This window comes from Pseudomonas sp. NPDC087336 (assembly GCF_044744285.1).
Taxonomy (GTDB): domain Bacteria; phylum Pseudomonadota; class Gammaproteobacteria; order Pseudomonadales; family Pseudomonadaceae; genus Aquipseudomonas.
In genome coordinates, this window is record NZ_JBIUYA010000003.1 from 91748 (window position 1) to 106950 (window position 15203).

Annotated in this window: 13 protein-coding genes; 9 read left to right on the forward strand and 4 right to left on the reverse strand. The window is 61.1% G+C overall.

What is annotated here, in order from left to right; genetic code table 11:
* Positions 1 to 106 precede the first annotated feature (106 nt).
* The 4 genes from ACIO0C_RS04080 (at position 107) to ACIO0C_RS04095 (ending at position 5949) form a co-directional block, all read left to right on the forward strand.
* Complete coding sequence (locus ACIO0C_RS04080; protein WP_401308172.1) at positions 107 to 1441, forward strand: lysine N(6)-hydroxylase/L-ornithine N(5)-oxygenase family protein; 1335 nt, start codon at positions 107 to 109, stop codon at positions 1439 to 1441.
* A gap of 148 nt (positions 1442 to 1589) precedes the next feature.
* On the forward strand, positions 1590 to 2003 hold the full coding sequence (locus tag ACIO0C_RS04085) for a response regulator (RefSeq protein WP_401308174.1): 414 nt from the start codon (positions 1590 to 1592) through the stop codon (positions 2001 to 2003).
* A gap of 103 nt (positions 2004 to 2106) precedes the next feature.
* Positions 2107 to 2733 carry a response regulator gene (locus ACIO0C_RS04090; protein WP_401308176.1) on the forward strand — a complete coding sequence of 209 codons (627 nt, stop codon included), beginning with the start codon at positions 2107 to 2109 and terminating at the stop codon, positions 2731 to 2733.
* Positions 2734 to 5949 carry a transporter substrate-binding domain-containing protein gene (locus ACIO0C_RS04095; protein WP_401308178.1) on the forward strand — a complete coding sequence of 1072 codons (3216 nt, stop codon included), beginning with the start codon at positions 2734 to 2736 and terminating at the stop codon, positions 5947 to 5949.
* Positions 5950 to 5966: 17 nt separating this feature from the next.
* Here the strand turns inward: ACIO0C_RS04095 and dkgB are convergent, their stop codons facing one another.
* Positions 5967 to 6770 carry a 2,5-didehydrogluconate reductase DkgB gene (gene dkgB, locus ACIO0C_RS04100; RefSeq protein WP_401308181.1) on the reverse strand — a complete coding sequence of 268 codons (804 nt, stop codon included), beginning with the start codon at positions 6768 to 6770 and terminating at the stop codon, positions 5967 to 5969.
* Between the two features lie 175 nt (positions 6771 to 6945).
* A complete protein-coding gene (locus tag ACIO0C_RS04105) occupies positions 6946 to 7854 on the reverse strand; it encodes a LysR substrate-binding domain-containing protein (protein ID WP_401308184.1) in 909 nt (302 codons plus the stop codon).
* 104 nt (positions 7855 to 7958) lie between these two features.
* Between ACIO0C_RS04105 and ACIO0C_RS04110 the strand changes: the two genes are divergently transcribed.
* From ACIO0C_RS04110 to ACIO0C_RS04130, 5 genes are all read left to right on the forward strand, one after another.
* Entirely contained in the window at positions 7959 to 8825 is an 867-nt protein-coding gene (locus ACIO0C_RS04110; protein ID WP_401308187.1) for a pirin family protein, read from the forward strand.
* Between the two features lie 92 nt (positions 8826 to 8917).
* On the forward strand, positions 8918 to 9601 hold the full coding sequence (locus ACIO0C_RS04115) for an isochorismatase family protein (protein WP_401308189.1): 684 nt from the start codon (positions 8918 to 8920) through the stop codon (positions 9599 to 9601).
* Between the two features lie 53 nt (positions 9602 to 9654).
* The gene (ycaC, locus tag ACIO0C_RS04120) at positions 9655 to 10275 is read left to right on the forward strand and encodes an isochorismate family cysteine hydrolase YcaC (RefSeq protein WP_401308192.1); all 621 of its coding nucleotides are present in this window, start codon (positions 9655 to 9657) and stop codon (positions 10273 to 10275) included.
* Positions 10276 to 10448: 173 nt separating this feature from the next.
* The gene (locus tag ACIO0C_RS04125; RefSeq protein WP_401308195.1) at positions 10449 to 11891 is read left to right on the forward strand and encodes a mechanosensitive ion channel domain-containing protein; all 1443 of its coding nucleotides are present in this window, start codon (positions 10449 to 10451) and stop codon (positions 11889 to 11891) included.
* Between the two features lie 118 nt (positions 11892 to 12009).
* Positions 12010 to 12450, forward strand: coding sequence for a carboxymuconolactone decarboxylase family protein (locus ACIO0C_RS04130; protein WP_401308198.1), 441 nt, complete (start codon positions 12010 to 12012; stop codon positions 12448 to 12450).
* A gap of 22 nt (positions 12451 to 12472) precedes the next feature.
* Here the strand turns inward: ACIO0C_RS04130 and ACIO0C_RS04135 are convergent, their stop codons facing one another.
* Both ACIO0C_RS04135 and ACIO0C_RS04140 read right to left on the reverse strand, forming a co-directional pair.
* Positions 12473 to 14065, reverse strand: coding sequence for a DHA2 family efflux MFS transporter permease subunit (locus ACIO0C_RS04135; RefSeq protein WP_401308201.1), 1593 nt, complete (start codon positions 14063 to 14065; stop codon positions 12473 to 12475).
* Positions 14062 to 15180, reverse strand: a complete 1119-nt coding sequence (locus ACIO0C_RS04140; RefSeq protein WP_401308204.1) for an HlyD family secretion protein — start codon at positions 15178 to 15180, stop codon at positions 14062 to 14064. The genes ACIO0C_RS04135 and ACIO0C_RS04140 overlap by 4 nt, the downstream gene beginning before the upstream one ends.
* Between the last annotated feature and the right edge of the window lie 23 nt (positions 15181 to 15203).

A 15203-nucleotide genomic window follows, 5' to 3' on the forward strand; every position in this document is an offset into this window, starting at 1 on the left:
GTCCTCGTTCCTAATCAACAGACGACCTGCCGACCTGCTCAAGGCTGGCCAGGTCACTTAGGCTTATCTCCCCGCCGCTCGGGGGTTCATCCAGAGGACACTGGAAATGACACAGGCAATTGCATCGCCCATCGTTCACGACCTGATCGGCGTCGGTTTCGGCCCTTCGAACCTGGCACTGGCCATCGCCCTGCAAGAACGCGGGCCGACCCAGGGCGAGCTGGATGTACTGTTTCTCGACAAGCAAGCCAACTACAGCTGGCATGGCAACACCCTGTCGACCCAGAGTGAGCTGCAGATTTCCTTCCTCAAGGACCTGGTGACCCTGCGCAACCCGACCAGCCCTTACTCGTTCGTCAATTACCTCAAGGCTCACGGTCGCCTGGTGGACTTCATCAACCTTGGCACGTTTTATCCGTGCCGCATGGAGTACAACGACTACCTGCGCTGGGTGGCCGCGCAATTCGAGAAACAAAGCCGTTATGGCGAAGAAGTGCTGACCATCGAGCCGGTGCTGCACAACCAGCACGTCGAAGCGCTGCGGGTGATTTCTCGCGATAGCGCTGGGCATCAACATGTGCGCACCACCCGTTCGGTGGTGGTCAGCGCGGGCGGCACGCCGCGAATCCCCGAGGCGTTCAAGGCGCTCAAGGGCGACAATCGCGTGTTCCACCATTCGCAGTACCTGGCGCAGATGGCCAAGCAGCCGTGCGTGAACAACCAGCCGATGAGCATCGCGATCATCGGGGGCGGGCAGAGTGCGGCGGAAGCCTTCATCGACCTCAACGACAGCTTCCCGTCGGTGCAGGTCGACATGATCCTGCGCGGTTCTGCCCTGAAACCGGCGGACGACAGCCCGTTCGTCAATGAAGTGTTTTCGCCGGAGTTCACCGACCTGGTGTTCCAGCAGGAAAGCAGCGAGCGTGAGCGCCTGGTCAACGAATACCACAACACCAACTATTCGGTGGTGGACATCGACCTGATCGAGCGCATCTACGGCATTTTCTACCGGCAGAAAGTCTCGGGCATTGCTCGCCACGCGTTCCGTACCCTGACCACTATCGAAAAAGCCAGTGGCACCGAGCGTGGCATCGAACTGGCGGTGCGCAACAACGCCACCGGCGAAGTCACGGTTCGTCACTACGACGCCGTGGTGCTGGCCACCGGTTACGAGCGGCAGATGCACCGCAAGCTGCTGGCACCGCTGGAACAGTACCTGGGTGATTTCGAGGTGGACCGCAATTACAAGTTGATCACCGATGAGCGCTGCAAGGCCGGCATCTATATGCAGGGCTTTTGCCAGGCCAGCCATGGCTTGAGCGACACGCTGCTGTCGATCCTGCCGATTCGTGCGGACGAGATTGCCGGGTCGCTGTATGACCATGGCAAGAAGCGCGGGCATCGCTCGATGGCGGATTTGCTCCTGGCGACTGCAAGCTGAGAACTTCGGCGGCTGTGAGGCCGCCTTCGTCGCATCTCCATGACCCGCGTCAGACTTGGCGGGCGGTATTTCGGATTTTTCCTACAGAATGCGCTGTAGGTCTTCCGTAGCCTTGCCCCCTCATCAATCTGACCCGGGGGGGGCCACGTTGCCCAGCAAATCCTTACGCATCCTGATCGCCGACCAACAACACTTCAACCGGATGAAAATCGAGCGGTTGTTCAACCAACTCGATTATTTTCGGGTAGCGCCGGTGCAAAGCCTCGAGGAGCTTCTGAGCCTGGTCGAGTATGGCTGCGATCCATTCGATCTGCTGGTTGTCAATGCTGGCCTGGCCCAGGGCAAGCTGAACCTTCTGGATTTTTGTCTCGACAACGGACAGCTGGCGCACGCGCTGATCTTCGACGGCCAGCGTGCGCAACTCCCCGTCATCGCAGCCTCTTACCGGCACAAGGTGCAGGTGAGCCACGCCTTGCTACCCGACCTGGCGACGATCCAGCGGTTGATGGCGATCATCGATCGACCCCAACCGTTCGTCGGCACTGTCATTTCTGTCAGGTAGTTCAATCGGGTTTTACGTGCCAGAGTCTATGCGCAGCTATGTGCGGGTTCTTGCCCATGGGCCGTCAGTGTCCGAATGTCGTGTTTATGCATAGGGAGTTGCCATGAAGTGCGCGCTGGTTGTGGACGATCATCCGGTGATTCGCGGTGCAGTCAAAATTGTACTCAAGCTGGAGGGATACAAACGTATCTTTGAAGCGGCTTGCGGTAATGAAGTCCTGTCGATGCTCCGCGAGCATAAACCTGAACTGGTGGTGCTGGACCTCAACATCCCGAAGCTCGACGGCTTGAGTGTATTGGCACGGATCCAGATGGAAGAGGCGCACTGCCGGGTGGTGGTGTTCACGGCCCAGGAACCGGCGTTTTTCCAGGACCGTTGCATGCGTGCCGGTGCCATGGCCTATGTCGCCAAGACCAACGATCTGCAGCATTTGCACAAAGCGGTGCACGCCGTTAAGGCCGGCTACACCTATTTCACCCGGTTGCCTTCGAGCTCGGTGTCGATGAGCCAGGTGCAACGCAGTGAAAAACAGATGATCGAGAGTCTTTCGGACCGCGAACTGTCCATTTTCCTGCACCTGGCCCGGGGCACGAGCAACAAGGAAATCGCCGAAATCTCGCACGTGAGCCACAAGACCGTCAGTACCTACAAAACCCGCCTGACTGAAAAACTCAACGTGAAGTCGTCGGTGCATCTGCGCGATCTTGCCCAGCGTCACCATTTGATCTGAATGAACACTCTTCGATACTTGCTGTTGGCGCTTTGCCTGGGGGCATCGAGTGTCTTTGCGCAACCGCAAGCATTGACGTTGCTGGGTCGTTCCAGCGTGGAAGGCCAGGTGCTGCCGTTGTCGGCAGCCGATGCGCGCTGGTTGCGGCAAAAAGCCCGTTTGGTGCTTGCCGTTTCAGCGCCGGATTATCCGCCTTTCGACATCACCACCGATCACGCGCTTGAGGGGGTGACGGCCGACTACGCCGATCTGCTGCGGCAACTGCTGCGAGTGGAGATCGAAGTCCGGCGCTATCCATCCCGCGAAGACGCCGTTCGAGCCGTCAAGCAAGGGGCGGCAGACCTGCTGGGAACGTCCAACAGCTACGAGTCCCGGAACCCGCAATTACAAATGTCCCACGCCTATGCGGTGGATCAGCCGGTATTGGTGACCCGCATCGATTCGCCACCGGTACTGGACCCGACACTGGCCGGCAAGCGCCTGGCAACGCTCTACCACTACTTGCCTGAACAAAACGTGCAGCAATTTTACCCCGAAGCCCAGGTTCAGCTTTTCCCCTCGACACTGGCGGCGGTCGGCGCAGTCGCCTTCGGCCATGCGGATGTCTACCTGGGCGATGCGATCAGCGCCCATTACCTGATCAGCAAAAACTACCTGAACAATGTCCAGCTGGCGGATTTCTCGCCCATGGAATCGGGGCGCTTCGCCTTTGCCATGGCCCGCGACAACCCGGCGTTGCTGCGCATCGTCAACAAGGCCCTGGCGGCGATAACGCCCAATGAACAGATGAACATCCTGCGCCGCTGGGGAGCGAGCGGGGTGTCCATGCCGGGCACGCAGGCACTGCAATTGAGCGTGGCCGAGCAGCGTTGGCTCGACCGGCACCCGCGGGTGAGTGTGGCGATCAACGAGAACATCCCACCGATAACCTTCATGGACAGTGAAGGCAAGTTTCGCGGCATCGGTGTCGATGTGTTGGCGAAAATCAGCCTGCGCACCGGCTTGCAATTCGACATCCGGGGCATGCGGTCAGTGGCCGAGATGCTGCAGGCGATCAAGAGCGACCAGGTCGATGTGCTGGCCGGCATCGGCCTGAGTTCCCGGCGCGAGGAAGACTTGCTGTTCACTCGGCCGTTTCTGACCAGCCCCTCGGTGCTGGTGACGCGCCTGGCGCCGGACAGCCCCAGGACCCTGGATGATCTGGCCGGAAAAACCCTGGCGCTGACCGAGGGCAATATCGCTGGCGAGTTCATTCGCCAACACTTCCCGTCGATCGGTTTTGTCGATGCGCCACTGTCGGCCGATGCCATGGAAATGGTCGCCCAAGGCAAGGCACAAGGTGGCATCAACTCATTGATCAGCGCCCGCTACCTGATATCCCGGCAGTACCGTGATCGCCTCCAGGTCACCAGCACGGTGGGCATCGATCCCGCGCGCAGTACCCTGGCGACCGGTCGCGACGACACCGAGTTGCATTCGATCCTGGACAAGGCCTTGCTCAGTATCCCTCCCGAAGAAATTGACGACCTGATACTGCCTTGGCGCAATGACATGATGGTGGAGCAGAGCTATTGGCTGCGTCATCGACAGACGATTTTCCAGGCGTTCGCCGCCGCTGGCGCCTTGCTTCTGCTGGCCCTGGCGTGGATCGCCTGGCAGCGCCGGCAAATACGCCAGCGCCAGCAATGGCTTGCCCGATTGCAGGAGGCCAAGGACGCCGCCGAGGATGCCAATCGGGCCAAAACCACATTCCTGGCGACGATGAGCCATGAGATCCGCACGCCGATGAATGCCCTGATCGGAATGCTTGAGCTGGCGCTGAAATCTGCCGACAAGGGCTTTACCGACCGCGCGGCCATCGAGGTGGCGTCAAATGCCGGGCAACAGTTGCTGGCCTTGATCGGCGACATCCTGGACATTGCCCGTATCGAGTCCGGGCATTTGTCACTGACGCCGGAGCGGGCCAATCTGCAGGTGCTGGTGGTGTCGGTGTGCAGGGTCTTCGAAGGCCTGGCCCGGCAGAAGAACCTGCAGTGGCGCATTGACCTGGACGAACACAGCGACCGCGATGTGTTGATCGACCCCACGCGTTTCAAGCAGGTGTTGTCCAATCTGCTGAGCAATGCCATCAAGTTCACCCACAAAGGCGAGGTCAGCCTGAGGTTGCAGGTGGTGCCCGCGTCGCCAGACCGTCTCGCGGTCAGTGTGTGTATCGAGGACAGCGGCAGCGGTATCAGCACCTTTGACCAGCAACGCCTGTTCAGCCCGTTCGTGCAGGCCGGTAACCGTCAGGCCTCAGGCCGGCAAGGCTCCGGCCTGGGGCTGGTGATCAGCCGCACGCTGTGCGAAATGATGGGGGGGCGCTTGCAACTCACCAGCGTTTTGGGACGCGGCACCCGCTTGGACATCAGCCTTGAACTGCTGGCATTGCCGACGTTGCCCGCCTCTGAAATGGCACCGAGTGAAGCGCCGGCAAGGACTCGGTCGCTGACAATTTTGGTGGTGGACGATTACTCGGCCAATCGGTTGCTGATTTCGCGGCAATTGAGTTACCTCGGGCACCAGGTGCTGCTCGCCCAGGATGGCCAGCAAGGTTTCGAGCAATGGCGCGAACACGCCTGCGATCTGGTCGTCACCGACTGCAACATGCCGGTGGTCAGCGGTTATGAGCTGGCGAGTGCGATCCGAGATGAGGAGCGTTTCCAGGCGGGGCCGCCGACGTTGATCCTGGGCTTCACTGCCAGCGCGCAACCCGAGGAGAAACTTCGTTGTATTGAAGCAGGCATGGACGATTGTCTGTTCAAACCCATTCGATTGGTCGACCTTAGCGCATGGTTGGCCAGCAGGTTTGCCAGCGAATCGGCAGGCGTGCCCGAAGCGCCGCCCACCACCGAAATCGATCTGAGCGGGTTGCAACGCTACACGGGGGCCGACAGTGAACTGATCGTGCAACTGCTGCAGGATCTGGCCGTGACCAACCGCGAAGATCGCGACCGTCTGTTGCAAGAACATGCCAGCGGTAATCGCCACGGCTTGAAAGACCTGGCGCACCGCATCAGGGGTGGTGCGCAAATGGTCCGGGCGCAGGCGCTGGTGGCGTGTTGCGAGCAACTGGAGCGTGCCTGTACCGAGGACGATGCCTCACTGATCGACGCAGCCGTCGATCAGTTGCACCAGGCCATGACGCGCCTGGAAAAAAACCTTGAACAAGGCTGAGGCTTGAACCCCGCGGTTCAATCCCAGGCCGGCGCAAGGCCCTTGGGGCTGGTCAGGCGATGGCCGCGATCCAGGCTGGCGATCAATGCCATGTCGGCATCGCTCAACGTGATGGCGCTGGCCTTGAGGTTGCTGGCGAGGTTGGCGCGCTTGGTCGACGAAGGAATCACGCCATAGCCCAGTTGCAGCGCCCAGGCCAGGGTGACTTGTGCCGGGGTCGCTTGAAGGCGATCGGCGATCTGCGCAATCACCGGGTCCTTGAGCACTTCACCGTAGGCCAGGGTCATGTACGAGGTGATCTGGATGCCCTGGCTTTGCGCGAACTCGGCGACCTGGCGGTTTTGCAGGTAGGGGTGCAATTCAATCTGGTTGGTTGCGATGTTCTCGGCGCCGACAGCGGTTATCGCCTGTTTCATCAGGTCGACGGTAAAGTTGGAGACACCGATCTGCCGGGTCAGGCCCAGGTGTCTGGCTTCGAGCAAGGCCCCCATGAATTCCTCTACCGGCACCTGGTCTTGCGGCGATGGCCAGTGGATCAGGGTCAGGTCCAGGTAGTCGGTCTGCAGTTTGTGCAGGCTCTCCTTGAGGCTGTCGATCAGGCGATCCTTGGCGAAGTTGGCGACCCAGATCTTGCTGGTGATGAACAGGTCTTCACGGGCAACGCCGCTGGCGGCAATGGCCTGGCCGACTTCGGCTTCGTTTTCGTAGATCTGCGCAGTGTCGATGACCCGGTAACCCAGTTCCAGGGCGGTGCTCACCGAATCGATGACCACCTGGCCTTGCAAGCGAAACGTACCCAGGCCGAAAGCGGGGATAGACATGAATGACTCCAGAGGTTGCAGTGGGAATGGCCGCGAGTATCCGCGCCTGCATCCGTGAGAAAAACCGCTGGATGGGCAAAGCAATGTTTACCGCAGATCAAAAATCGGTGGGCCAAAATCCGCGAATCCAGGCGGCCTTCACCAGCTTGCCGTAGCTAAAAGCTTGCAGCTGCCCTCAGGCAATATCGCTGCGGCTGAACTCCTCTCCAAGAAAGTCGATCAAGGTCCGCACCGACGGCAGCAAGCCACGGCGTGACGGGAAAATTGCATGGATGACGCCACTTTTTGGCGCCCACCCCGGCACCAGTTCGACCAACTGGCCGGCGGCGATCTCATCGCGCACCACCACGCTGGGCAGGTGGACAATCCCTATGCCGGCTACCGCCGCGTGACGCAAGGCCAACAGGTCATCGGTGACCATCCGCGGCGCGTGCCTGATCATCGCGCTGCTGCCATCGGAGCCGAACAATTCCCACTGGTACTCGCGTTGCACCGTCCCCCAGTGCAGGCTCGGCAAACCGCTGAGGTCAGCCGGGGAGGCGGGTGTCGACAGGCGCGGCAAAAAGGCCGGGCTGCCCACCACGCTCTGGGTGCTGTTACCCAGCACCTTCATCACCATGTCGGTGTTTTCCAGCGGCGGAAAACGCACCCGCAGAGCGATGTCCAAACCCTCGTGGATCAGGTCGACCCGCCGGTTGGTGCTCTCGATGAACAACTCCACCAACGGATATTTGAGCAGGTAGCGGGTCAGCATCGGCCCGACCCAGGAGTTGAGCAGCGCCGTCGGACAACTGATGCGCACCACGCCTTGGGGTTCGGAGCGGTTACGTTCGATCAGTTCGGCGGCGCTTTCCGCCTCTACACGCATCGCCAGGCAACGCTGGTAATAAGCCTGGCCGATTTCAGTCAGCGAACAATGTCGACTGCTGCGATGCAGCAACCGTACGCCGAGGCGTTCTTCGAGTTCGGCAATGCGCCGGCTGAGCTTGGACTTGGGCATGTCCAGGGCCCGTCCGGCCGCTGCGAAACCCTGATGTTCCACCACTTGGGTGAAGTAGTAGAGGGTGTTGAGGTCTTCCACCATCGTTCTCCAGATAGAACGCTAAAGCTGATTTTTGCAGTCTAGCGCAGTAAAGGTCACGGTTTTAAGCTCTCTCCATGGCTTCACCCACCTCATCAGGAGACACCATGAAAAACATCATCGGTATCTACACCAGCCCGCGGGCCCATTGGGTCGGCGACGGTTTTCCGGTTCGCACGCTGTTTTCCTATGACAACCTGGGCAAGCACATCAGCCCGTTCCTGCTGCTGGATCACGCCGGCCCCGCTGAATTCACCCCGACCACCGGGCGACGTGGCGTTGGTCAGCATCCGCACCGCGGTTTCGAAACCGTGACTATCGTCTACAAGGGCGAACTGGAACACCGCGACTCCACCGGCAGTGGCGGCAAGATCGGCCCCGGCGACGTGCAATGGATGACCGCCGCCTCGGGGATTGTCCATGAAGAGTTTCACTCCGAAGGATTCGCCAAGAGCGGCGGCACCCTGGAAATGGTGCAGTTGTGGGTCAACCTGCCGGCCAAGGACAAAATGGCCCACGCCGGTTACCAGACGATTCTCGATGGCGACATCCCGAGCATTGCCCTGAAGAACAACGCCGGCAGCTTGCGCTTGATCGCCGGTGAATTTGATGGCCACAAAGGGCCTTCGCGCACCTTTACCCCAATCGACGTCTGGGACCTGCGCCTGAATGCCGGCAAGTTGCTCACGCTGGATCTGCACGAAGGACGCAACACCGCACTGGTAGTTTTGCGCGGCACGATCGAGGTCAACGGCCTGGAGTCGGTCCGTCAAGGGCAGTTGGCCTTGTTCGACCGCAAGGGCGATCAGATGACCCTCCAAGCCAGCGAGGACGCGGTGGTGCTGCTGCTCAGCGGTGAACCGATCGACGAGCCGATCGTCGGTCACGGTCCTTTCGTGATGAACACCGAGCAGGAAATTCACCAGGCGTTCGCCGACTTCCAGTCCGGCCGGTTCGGCCGGATGCACGGTTAATCCGCTCCGCTCCAACAACCCGCTCTACCCAGGATGAGTAGGCCGGTGCCCAGGCCAGGGATGGCTGTTGCCTGTCAAAAGAGGAAACACTGATGAACACCGTCAATGCGGCCAACTTCAATGGCCAGAAACCGACGATCGACGCCAATGACAGCGCCATGCTGTTGATCGATCACCAAAGTGGACTGTTTCAGATCGTCAAGGACATGGATGTACCACAACTGCGCGCCAACGCCATCGCCCTGGCCAAGGCGGCAACTTTGTTGCAGATGCCGGTGATCACCACCGCTTCCGTGCCGCAAGGGCCGAACGGGCCGTTGATTCCGGAAATCCACGAGGCGGCACCCCATGCCCAATACGTGGCGCGCAAGGGCGAAATCAATGCCTGGGAAAACCCCGAGTTTCACGCGGCGGTGAAAGCCACCGGCAAGAAAACCCTGGTGATCGCCGGCACCCTGACCAGCGTGTGCCTGGCGTTTCCGTCCATTGCGGCGGTGCATGAAGGCTACAAAGTGTTCGCCGTGGTCGATGCTTCGGGCAACCACTCCCGGTTGGCCACTGATCTGACAGTTGCCCGTCTGGCCCAGGCCGGGGTGGTGCCAATCGACATCATGGCTACGCTCTCAGAGCTGCAAGGCTCGTGGAACCGTCCGGACGCCGAGCAGTGGGCCGCAGTCTATGCCCAGGCCATGCCGCATTATCAATTGTTGATCGAAAGCTACCTCAAGGCTCAACAAGTGGCGAACGAACATGAAGTGCTGGATTCGCAGCGCTAACGGGACACCCACGCCGACTTTTTCGGCATCGATAACACGCGAGGACTACTGCCATGACAACTTCCTACAAGCGTCTCGACAAGGACAATGCCGCCGTTCTGTTGGTGGATCATCAGACAGGCCTGCTGTCGCTGGTGCGCGACATCGACCCGGACCGGTTCAAGAACAACGTGCTGGCCTTGGCCGACCTGGCCACGTACTTCAAGCTGCCGACCATCCTCACCACCAGTTTCGAAACCGGCCCCAACGGCCCGCTGGTGCCGGAGCTCAAGGCACAGTTTCCGGATGCCCCGTACATTGCACGCCCCGGCCAGATCAATGCCTGGGACAACGAAGACTTCGTCAAGGCGATCAAGGCCACCGGCAAGAAGCAATTGATCATCGCCGGTGTGGTCACTGAAGTCTGCGTAGCGTTTCCGGCACTCTCGGCGCTGGCCGAAGGTTTCGAGGTCTTTGTCGTCACCGATGCTTCCGGTACGTTCAACGAACTGACCCGTGAATCGGCGTGGAATCGCATGTCCACCGCAGGCGCGCAGCTGATGACCTGGTTCGGCCTGGCCTGTGAGCTGCACCGCGACTGGCGCAACGACGTCGAAGGCCTGGGCACGCTGTTCTCCAACCACATCCCGGACTACCGCAACCTGATGACCAGCTACAGCACCCTGACCAAGTAACAGGCACGCATCGCTCCTGTAGGAGCGAAAATGCTCGCGATGGTCGTCAACGATAACGCGCGATGGCAGGTACCCCGCGGCGTTCTTGAGTTTATCGCGAGCATGCTCGCTCCTACTACACTCTGGCCAAAGTGTGCGATCTTTCGCACATTGTCCCGTGCCGGAGCTGCTTGATGCTGTCGTTACTGACCGAACACCCGCTGGTTTGCGCCTTGGTCCTGATCCTGACCGATCTGGTGTTGTGGCGCCTGATCGGTACCCGTGGCCACAATGTGAAACTGCTGGTGCGGGTGGTGATTTTCTCGCTGTTCAGCCTGGTGCTGTTCAACGAAGGCATGAACCCGCTGGAACCCGCGCCCTGGGTCGACAACGTGCCGTTGCATTTGGCGGCCACGGGGTTGCAGATCGGCTGGTGGCTGTTCGCTGCCCGCACCCTGACCGTGCTGATCGGTGCGGGCATGATGCAGCGGGTAGGGCACACCGGGCGCCTGCTGCAGGACCTGCTCGGTGCCGTGATTTTCCTGGTCGCGGTCATTGCAGCCCTGGCTTATGTGCTCAATCTGCCGGTCAAAGGCGTACTGGCCACCTCCGGCGCCTTGGCGATCATCGTCGGCCTGGCCCTGCAAAGCACCCTCAGCGACGTGTTTTCCGGGATCGTGCTGAACACCACCAAACCCTATCAACTGGATGACTGGATCGCCATCGACGGCACCGAAGGCCGGGTCATCGATATCGATTGGCGGGCCACGCGCTTGCAGACCTCCCAGGGCAGCATGATCGTGATCCCCAACTCGCTGGCGGCCAAGGCCAAGATCACCAACTTCAGCCGACCCAGCGACATGTTCGGGCTTTCGATCAGCTTGCAGGTCAGCCCCCATGTCCGTCCACAAATCGTGATCGATGCCCTTGAGCGGGCAATGCAGGGTTGCCGGACCCTGTTGACTTCACCCGGCGGCAAAGTAGCGCTGAAAAGCTCCAGCGCTGCTGGCAATGAATACGAAATCAGCGGCTTCGTCGCCTCGATGAGCGAAAAACGCTCGGTACGCAATCAACTGTTCGATCTGGCCTACCGGCATTTGCGCGCATCCGGCATCCACTTGCTGTCGAGCGTCGAACCCAACCCGTCGAGCGACCTCACACGGCCACGGGCGCTGCTCGATAGCTCGCCGCTGTTCTCCACCCTGCGCCACGAAGAGAAGGAAACCTTCAGCCAGAACATGTCCCTGCAATCGTTCCGCACCGACGAGACGATATTGGAGGCGGGGGAGGTCAGCGAACACTTGTTCATCATCGAGTCCGGGGTGGTTTCCGTTACGCTGAACCGGCACGGTACGCCCATCGAATCCGGACGCATGGGCCCGGGGGAGGTGATCGGCGAGGCCGGCATCCTGACCGACAGCGCGCTACCCGCCCAGTTCACCGCGAAAACCCCGTGCACGCTTTATCGTATCGAAAAGCAGTACCTCAAGCCCTGCCTGGATGCCCGCCAGGACATCAACGATGCGATGAAGACCTTGCTGGATTTCCGCCTGAACAAGGCAAAGTCGCTGATCGCGGATGTACCCCTCGTGGTGCCGAAGAAAGGGTTCTTGCAGTGGTTGCGCAGTCGGGTGTGACGGGAGCCTGGCGCGCTACGCGGGCCATTGGCCTCCTCGACTTCTGCCGGATTGGCTATTTGTGTGCGCCAGCCGTGGGGCTAACTTAGTGCCACACCCACTTGCCCAGGAGCATGCCATGCAACCGCGTATCGATTTCTACACAGCTTCCCCTGACGCCCTCAAAGCCATGATTGCCCTGGAAAGCGCTGTTTCCAAACTGCCGCTGGAAAAGACCCTGATCGAACTGGTCAAGCTGCGTGCTTCGCAAATCAACGGCTGTGCCTTCTGCATCGACATGCACACCGCCGACGCGATCAAGGGCGGCGAAACCCCGCGCCGCCTGTTCGCCGTGACAGCCTGGCGCGAGGCGCCATTTTTCACCGAGCGTGAACGCGCCGCGCTGCTCTGGACCGAAACCCTGACCCAGCTGAGCCTGACCCACGCCCCGGACGAAGACTACGAAGTGGTCAGCGCCCAGTTCACGCCCAAGGAAATGGTCGACCTGACCGTGGCCATCAGCACCATCAACAGCTGGAACCGCCTGGCGGTGGGCTTTCGCAAGACGCCCCAGGCCTGATCTTGAGTATGAGTGCCGAGCTTCAATGCGCATCCGCACTCGGCGCCGCCGGTGGTTGCACCTTGCGCATCAAGGGCACCATCGCCGTGGCGACGATGAAGCAGACCATGATCATCAGGAATGCGTCGCCGTAGGTTTGCGTCTGCGCTTCGCGGTAGGTCAGCAGCCAGAGCTGACGCAGGCTGGCGGTGACACCCAGGTCGCCGTTCTGGCCGAGGGCGGCGAAGTTGTTGCCGACCTGGGACAGCCACTGGTTGAGCGCTTCGTTGCTGCTGTTGAGGTTCTCCGCCAACCTTGTGAAATGCAGGTTGGTGCGGTCGTTAAGGATGGTCGCGCAGGCGGCGATGCCGATGGCACCGCCCAGGTTGCGCATCAGGTTGAACAATCCCGAAGCATGTTTAAGTCGCGCCGGCGCCAGGCTGCCGAGGGTCAATGTCACCGCAGGCGGTACCGCCAGTTGCTGGGCAATCCCGCGCAGCGCTTGCGGCAGCATCAACTCCTTGGCCCCCCAGTCATGGGTGATCGGGCTGAAATCCCACATCGACAAGGCGAACAAGCCAAGGCCGGTCATCATGATCCAGCGCAGGTCGACGCGGTTGGCCAGAAAGGCGTACAGCGGGATCGCCATGATCTGGAACACGCCGGTGGAGAAAACCGCCAGGCCAATGTCCAGCGCGCCATAGCCACGGACCCGGCCGAGGAACAGCGGTGTCAGGTAAATGGTCGCGAAAAGGCCAATGCCGGTGACGAAGGAGAAGAAACAGCCGAGGGCAAAGTTGCGGTCTTTCAGGGCCCGCAGGTCGACGATCGGGTTGGCCACGTGCAGGGTGCGGCCGATAAAGGCCAGGCCGGCCAGGCCGCTGATCCACGCTGTGGTGAGGATGGTGCGGTCGCTGAACCAGTTCCAGCGCGGGCCTTCTTCGAGGGTGTATTCCAGGCAGCCGAGGAACAGCGCCAGGAGCGCCATGCTCAGATAGTCGGCGCCTTTGAGCAGCGACAGTTCAGGCTGGTCGATCTTCACCAGCATCGGTACGGCCACGGCCACAAAAATCCCCGGCACCAGGTTGATGTAGAACAGCCAGTGCCAAGAGGAAATGTCAGTGATCCAGCCACCGATCACCGGCCCCAGGGTAGGGGCCAGGGATGCCACCGCGCCGATGGTTGCGGCGGCGATCACGCGTTGCTTGCCGCTGAAGAAAACGAAGGCCGTGGTGAACGCCATCGGGATCATCGAACCGCCGAGAAACCCTTGCAGCGCTCGAAACGCAATCATGCTCTGGATGTTCCAGGCCACGCCGCACAACAGACTGGTCAGGGTAAAACCCACCGCTGACGCGCAGAACAACCAGCGCGTGGAAAACACCCGGGACAGCCAGCCGGAGAGGGGGATCACGATGATTTCGGCGATCAGGTAACTGGTTTGCACCCAGGCGGTTTCGTCGGTACCGGCCGAGAGCCCGCCGCCGATGTCACGCAGCGATGCTGAGACGATCTGGATATCCAGCAGCGCAATGAACATGCCGATGCACATGCTGGCGAAGGCGAAAACCTTGGTCGCCGTCGCCATGCTCGCGGCATTGAACGGTTGTGCCGGGGCGGCGAGGGCGCGACTCATGGTGCGCTGGCCACGGCTGGGGTTTCAGGCTCCTTGCGCGTGTCCACTTCGGCGGTGACCGACAGGCCGGGGCGCAGGTGGCCGAGCACGCTGTCGGCCGGGTCGAGATGGATGCGCACAGGCACCCGTTGGACGATCTTGGTGAAGTTGCCGGTGGCGTTTTCCGGTGGCAGCACGCTGAATTGCGAACCGCTGGCCGGTGCCAGGCTGTCCAGATGACCATGGAATACCTGGCCCGAGAGCACGTCGGCGCGGATGGTCACCCGTTGCCCGGGGACCATGTGCGCCAGTTGGTCTTCCTTGAAGTTGGCATCGACCCACAAGCCGCTGGACGGCACCACCGACAACAGTTGCGAACCGGCCTGGGCATAAGCGCCGGTGCGGGCGCGGCGGTTGCCGATCACGCCATCCACCGGGGCTTTCAATTCGGTATAACCAACGTTCAGCTGCGCCAGGTCGCGCTCGGCTTTGGCCTGGATCAAGGCGGCGCGGGCCTGCTGTTTCTGGGTGGCGATCACATTCAGTTGCCGTTGCGCGGCCAGCAGCTCGGCCTGGGCGCGACTGCTTTGAGCCTGGGCCGTCTTGAACGTGGCGTTGGCCCGTTGTGCGCTTTCTACCGAGACCGCATTGGTGCTGACGAGCTTTTTGTAGCGCGCATCGTCATCGCGCGAGCGGGCGGTTTCGGCACCGGCGGCATCGATGCCGGCGCGGGCCTGGCCGATCACGGCCTGTTGCAGTTGTTCGGTGGCGTCGAGGTTGGCAAGCAGGGCTTCTTCAGCCGCCACCGCGCCTTCGGCCTTGGCCAAGTGGGCGCGGTAGTCGCGCGAATCGAGACGCACCAGCACATCGCCGGCCTTGACTGGCTGGTTGTCGGTCACCAGCACTTCTTCGATGTACCCCGCCACTTTCGGCCCGATCACCGTTACGTCGCCACCGATGTAGGCGTCGTCGGTCTCCTCGATGAACCGACCGCTGGTCCACCAGTGCGCAGCATACACACCGGCCAGGACCAGCGCGGCGATGCCCAGGGTCGGCAGGAGCAGGCGTTTGAGCAGCGGCTTGCGAGTGTTCGCCGGGACAGCAAGGTCGGGCTCTACGGTGGGCATGCTGGTCATGGAGGGTTACCTGTCGGGGAAAT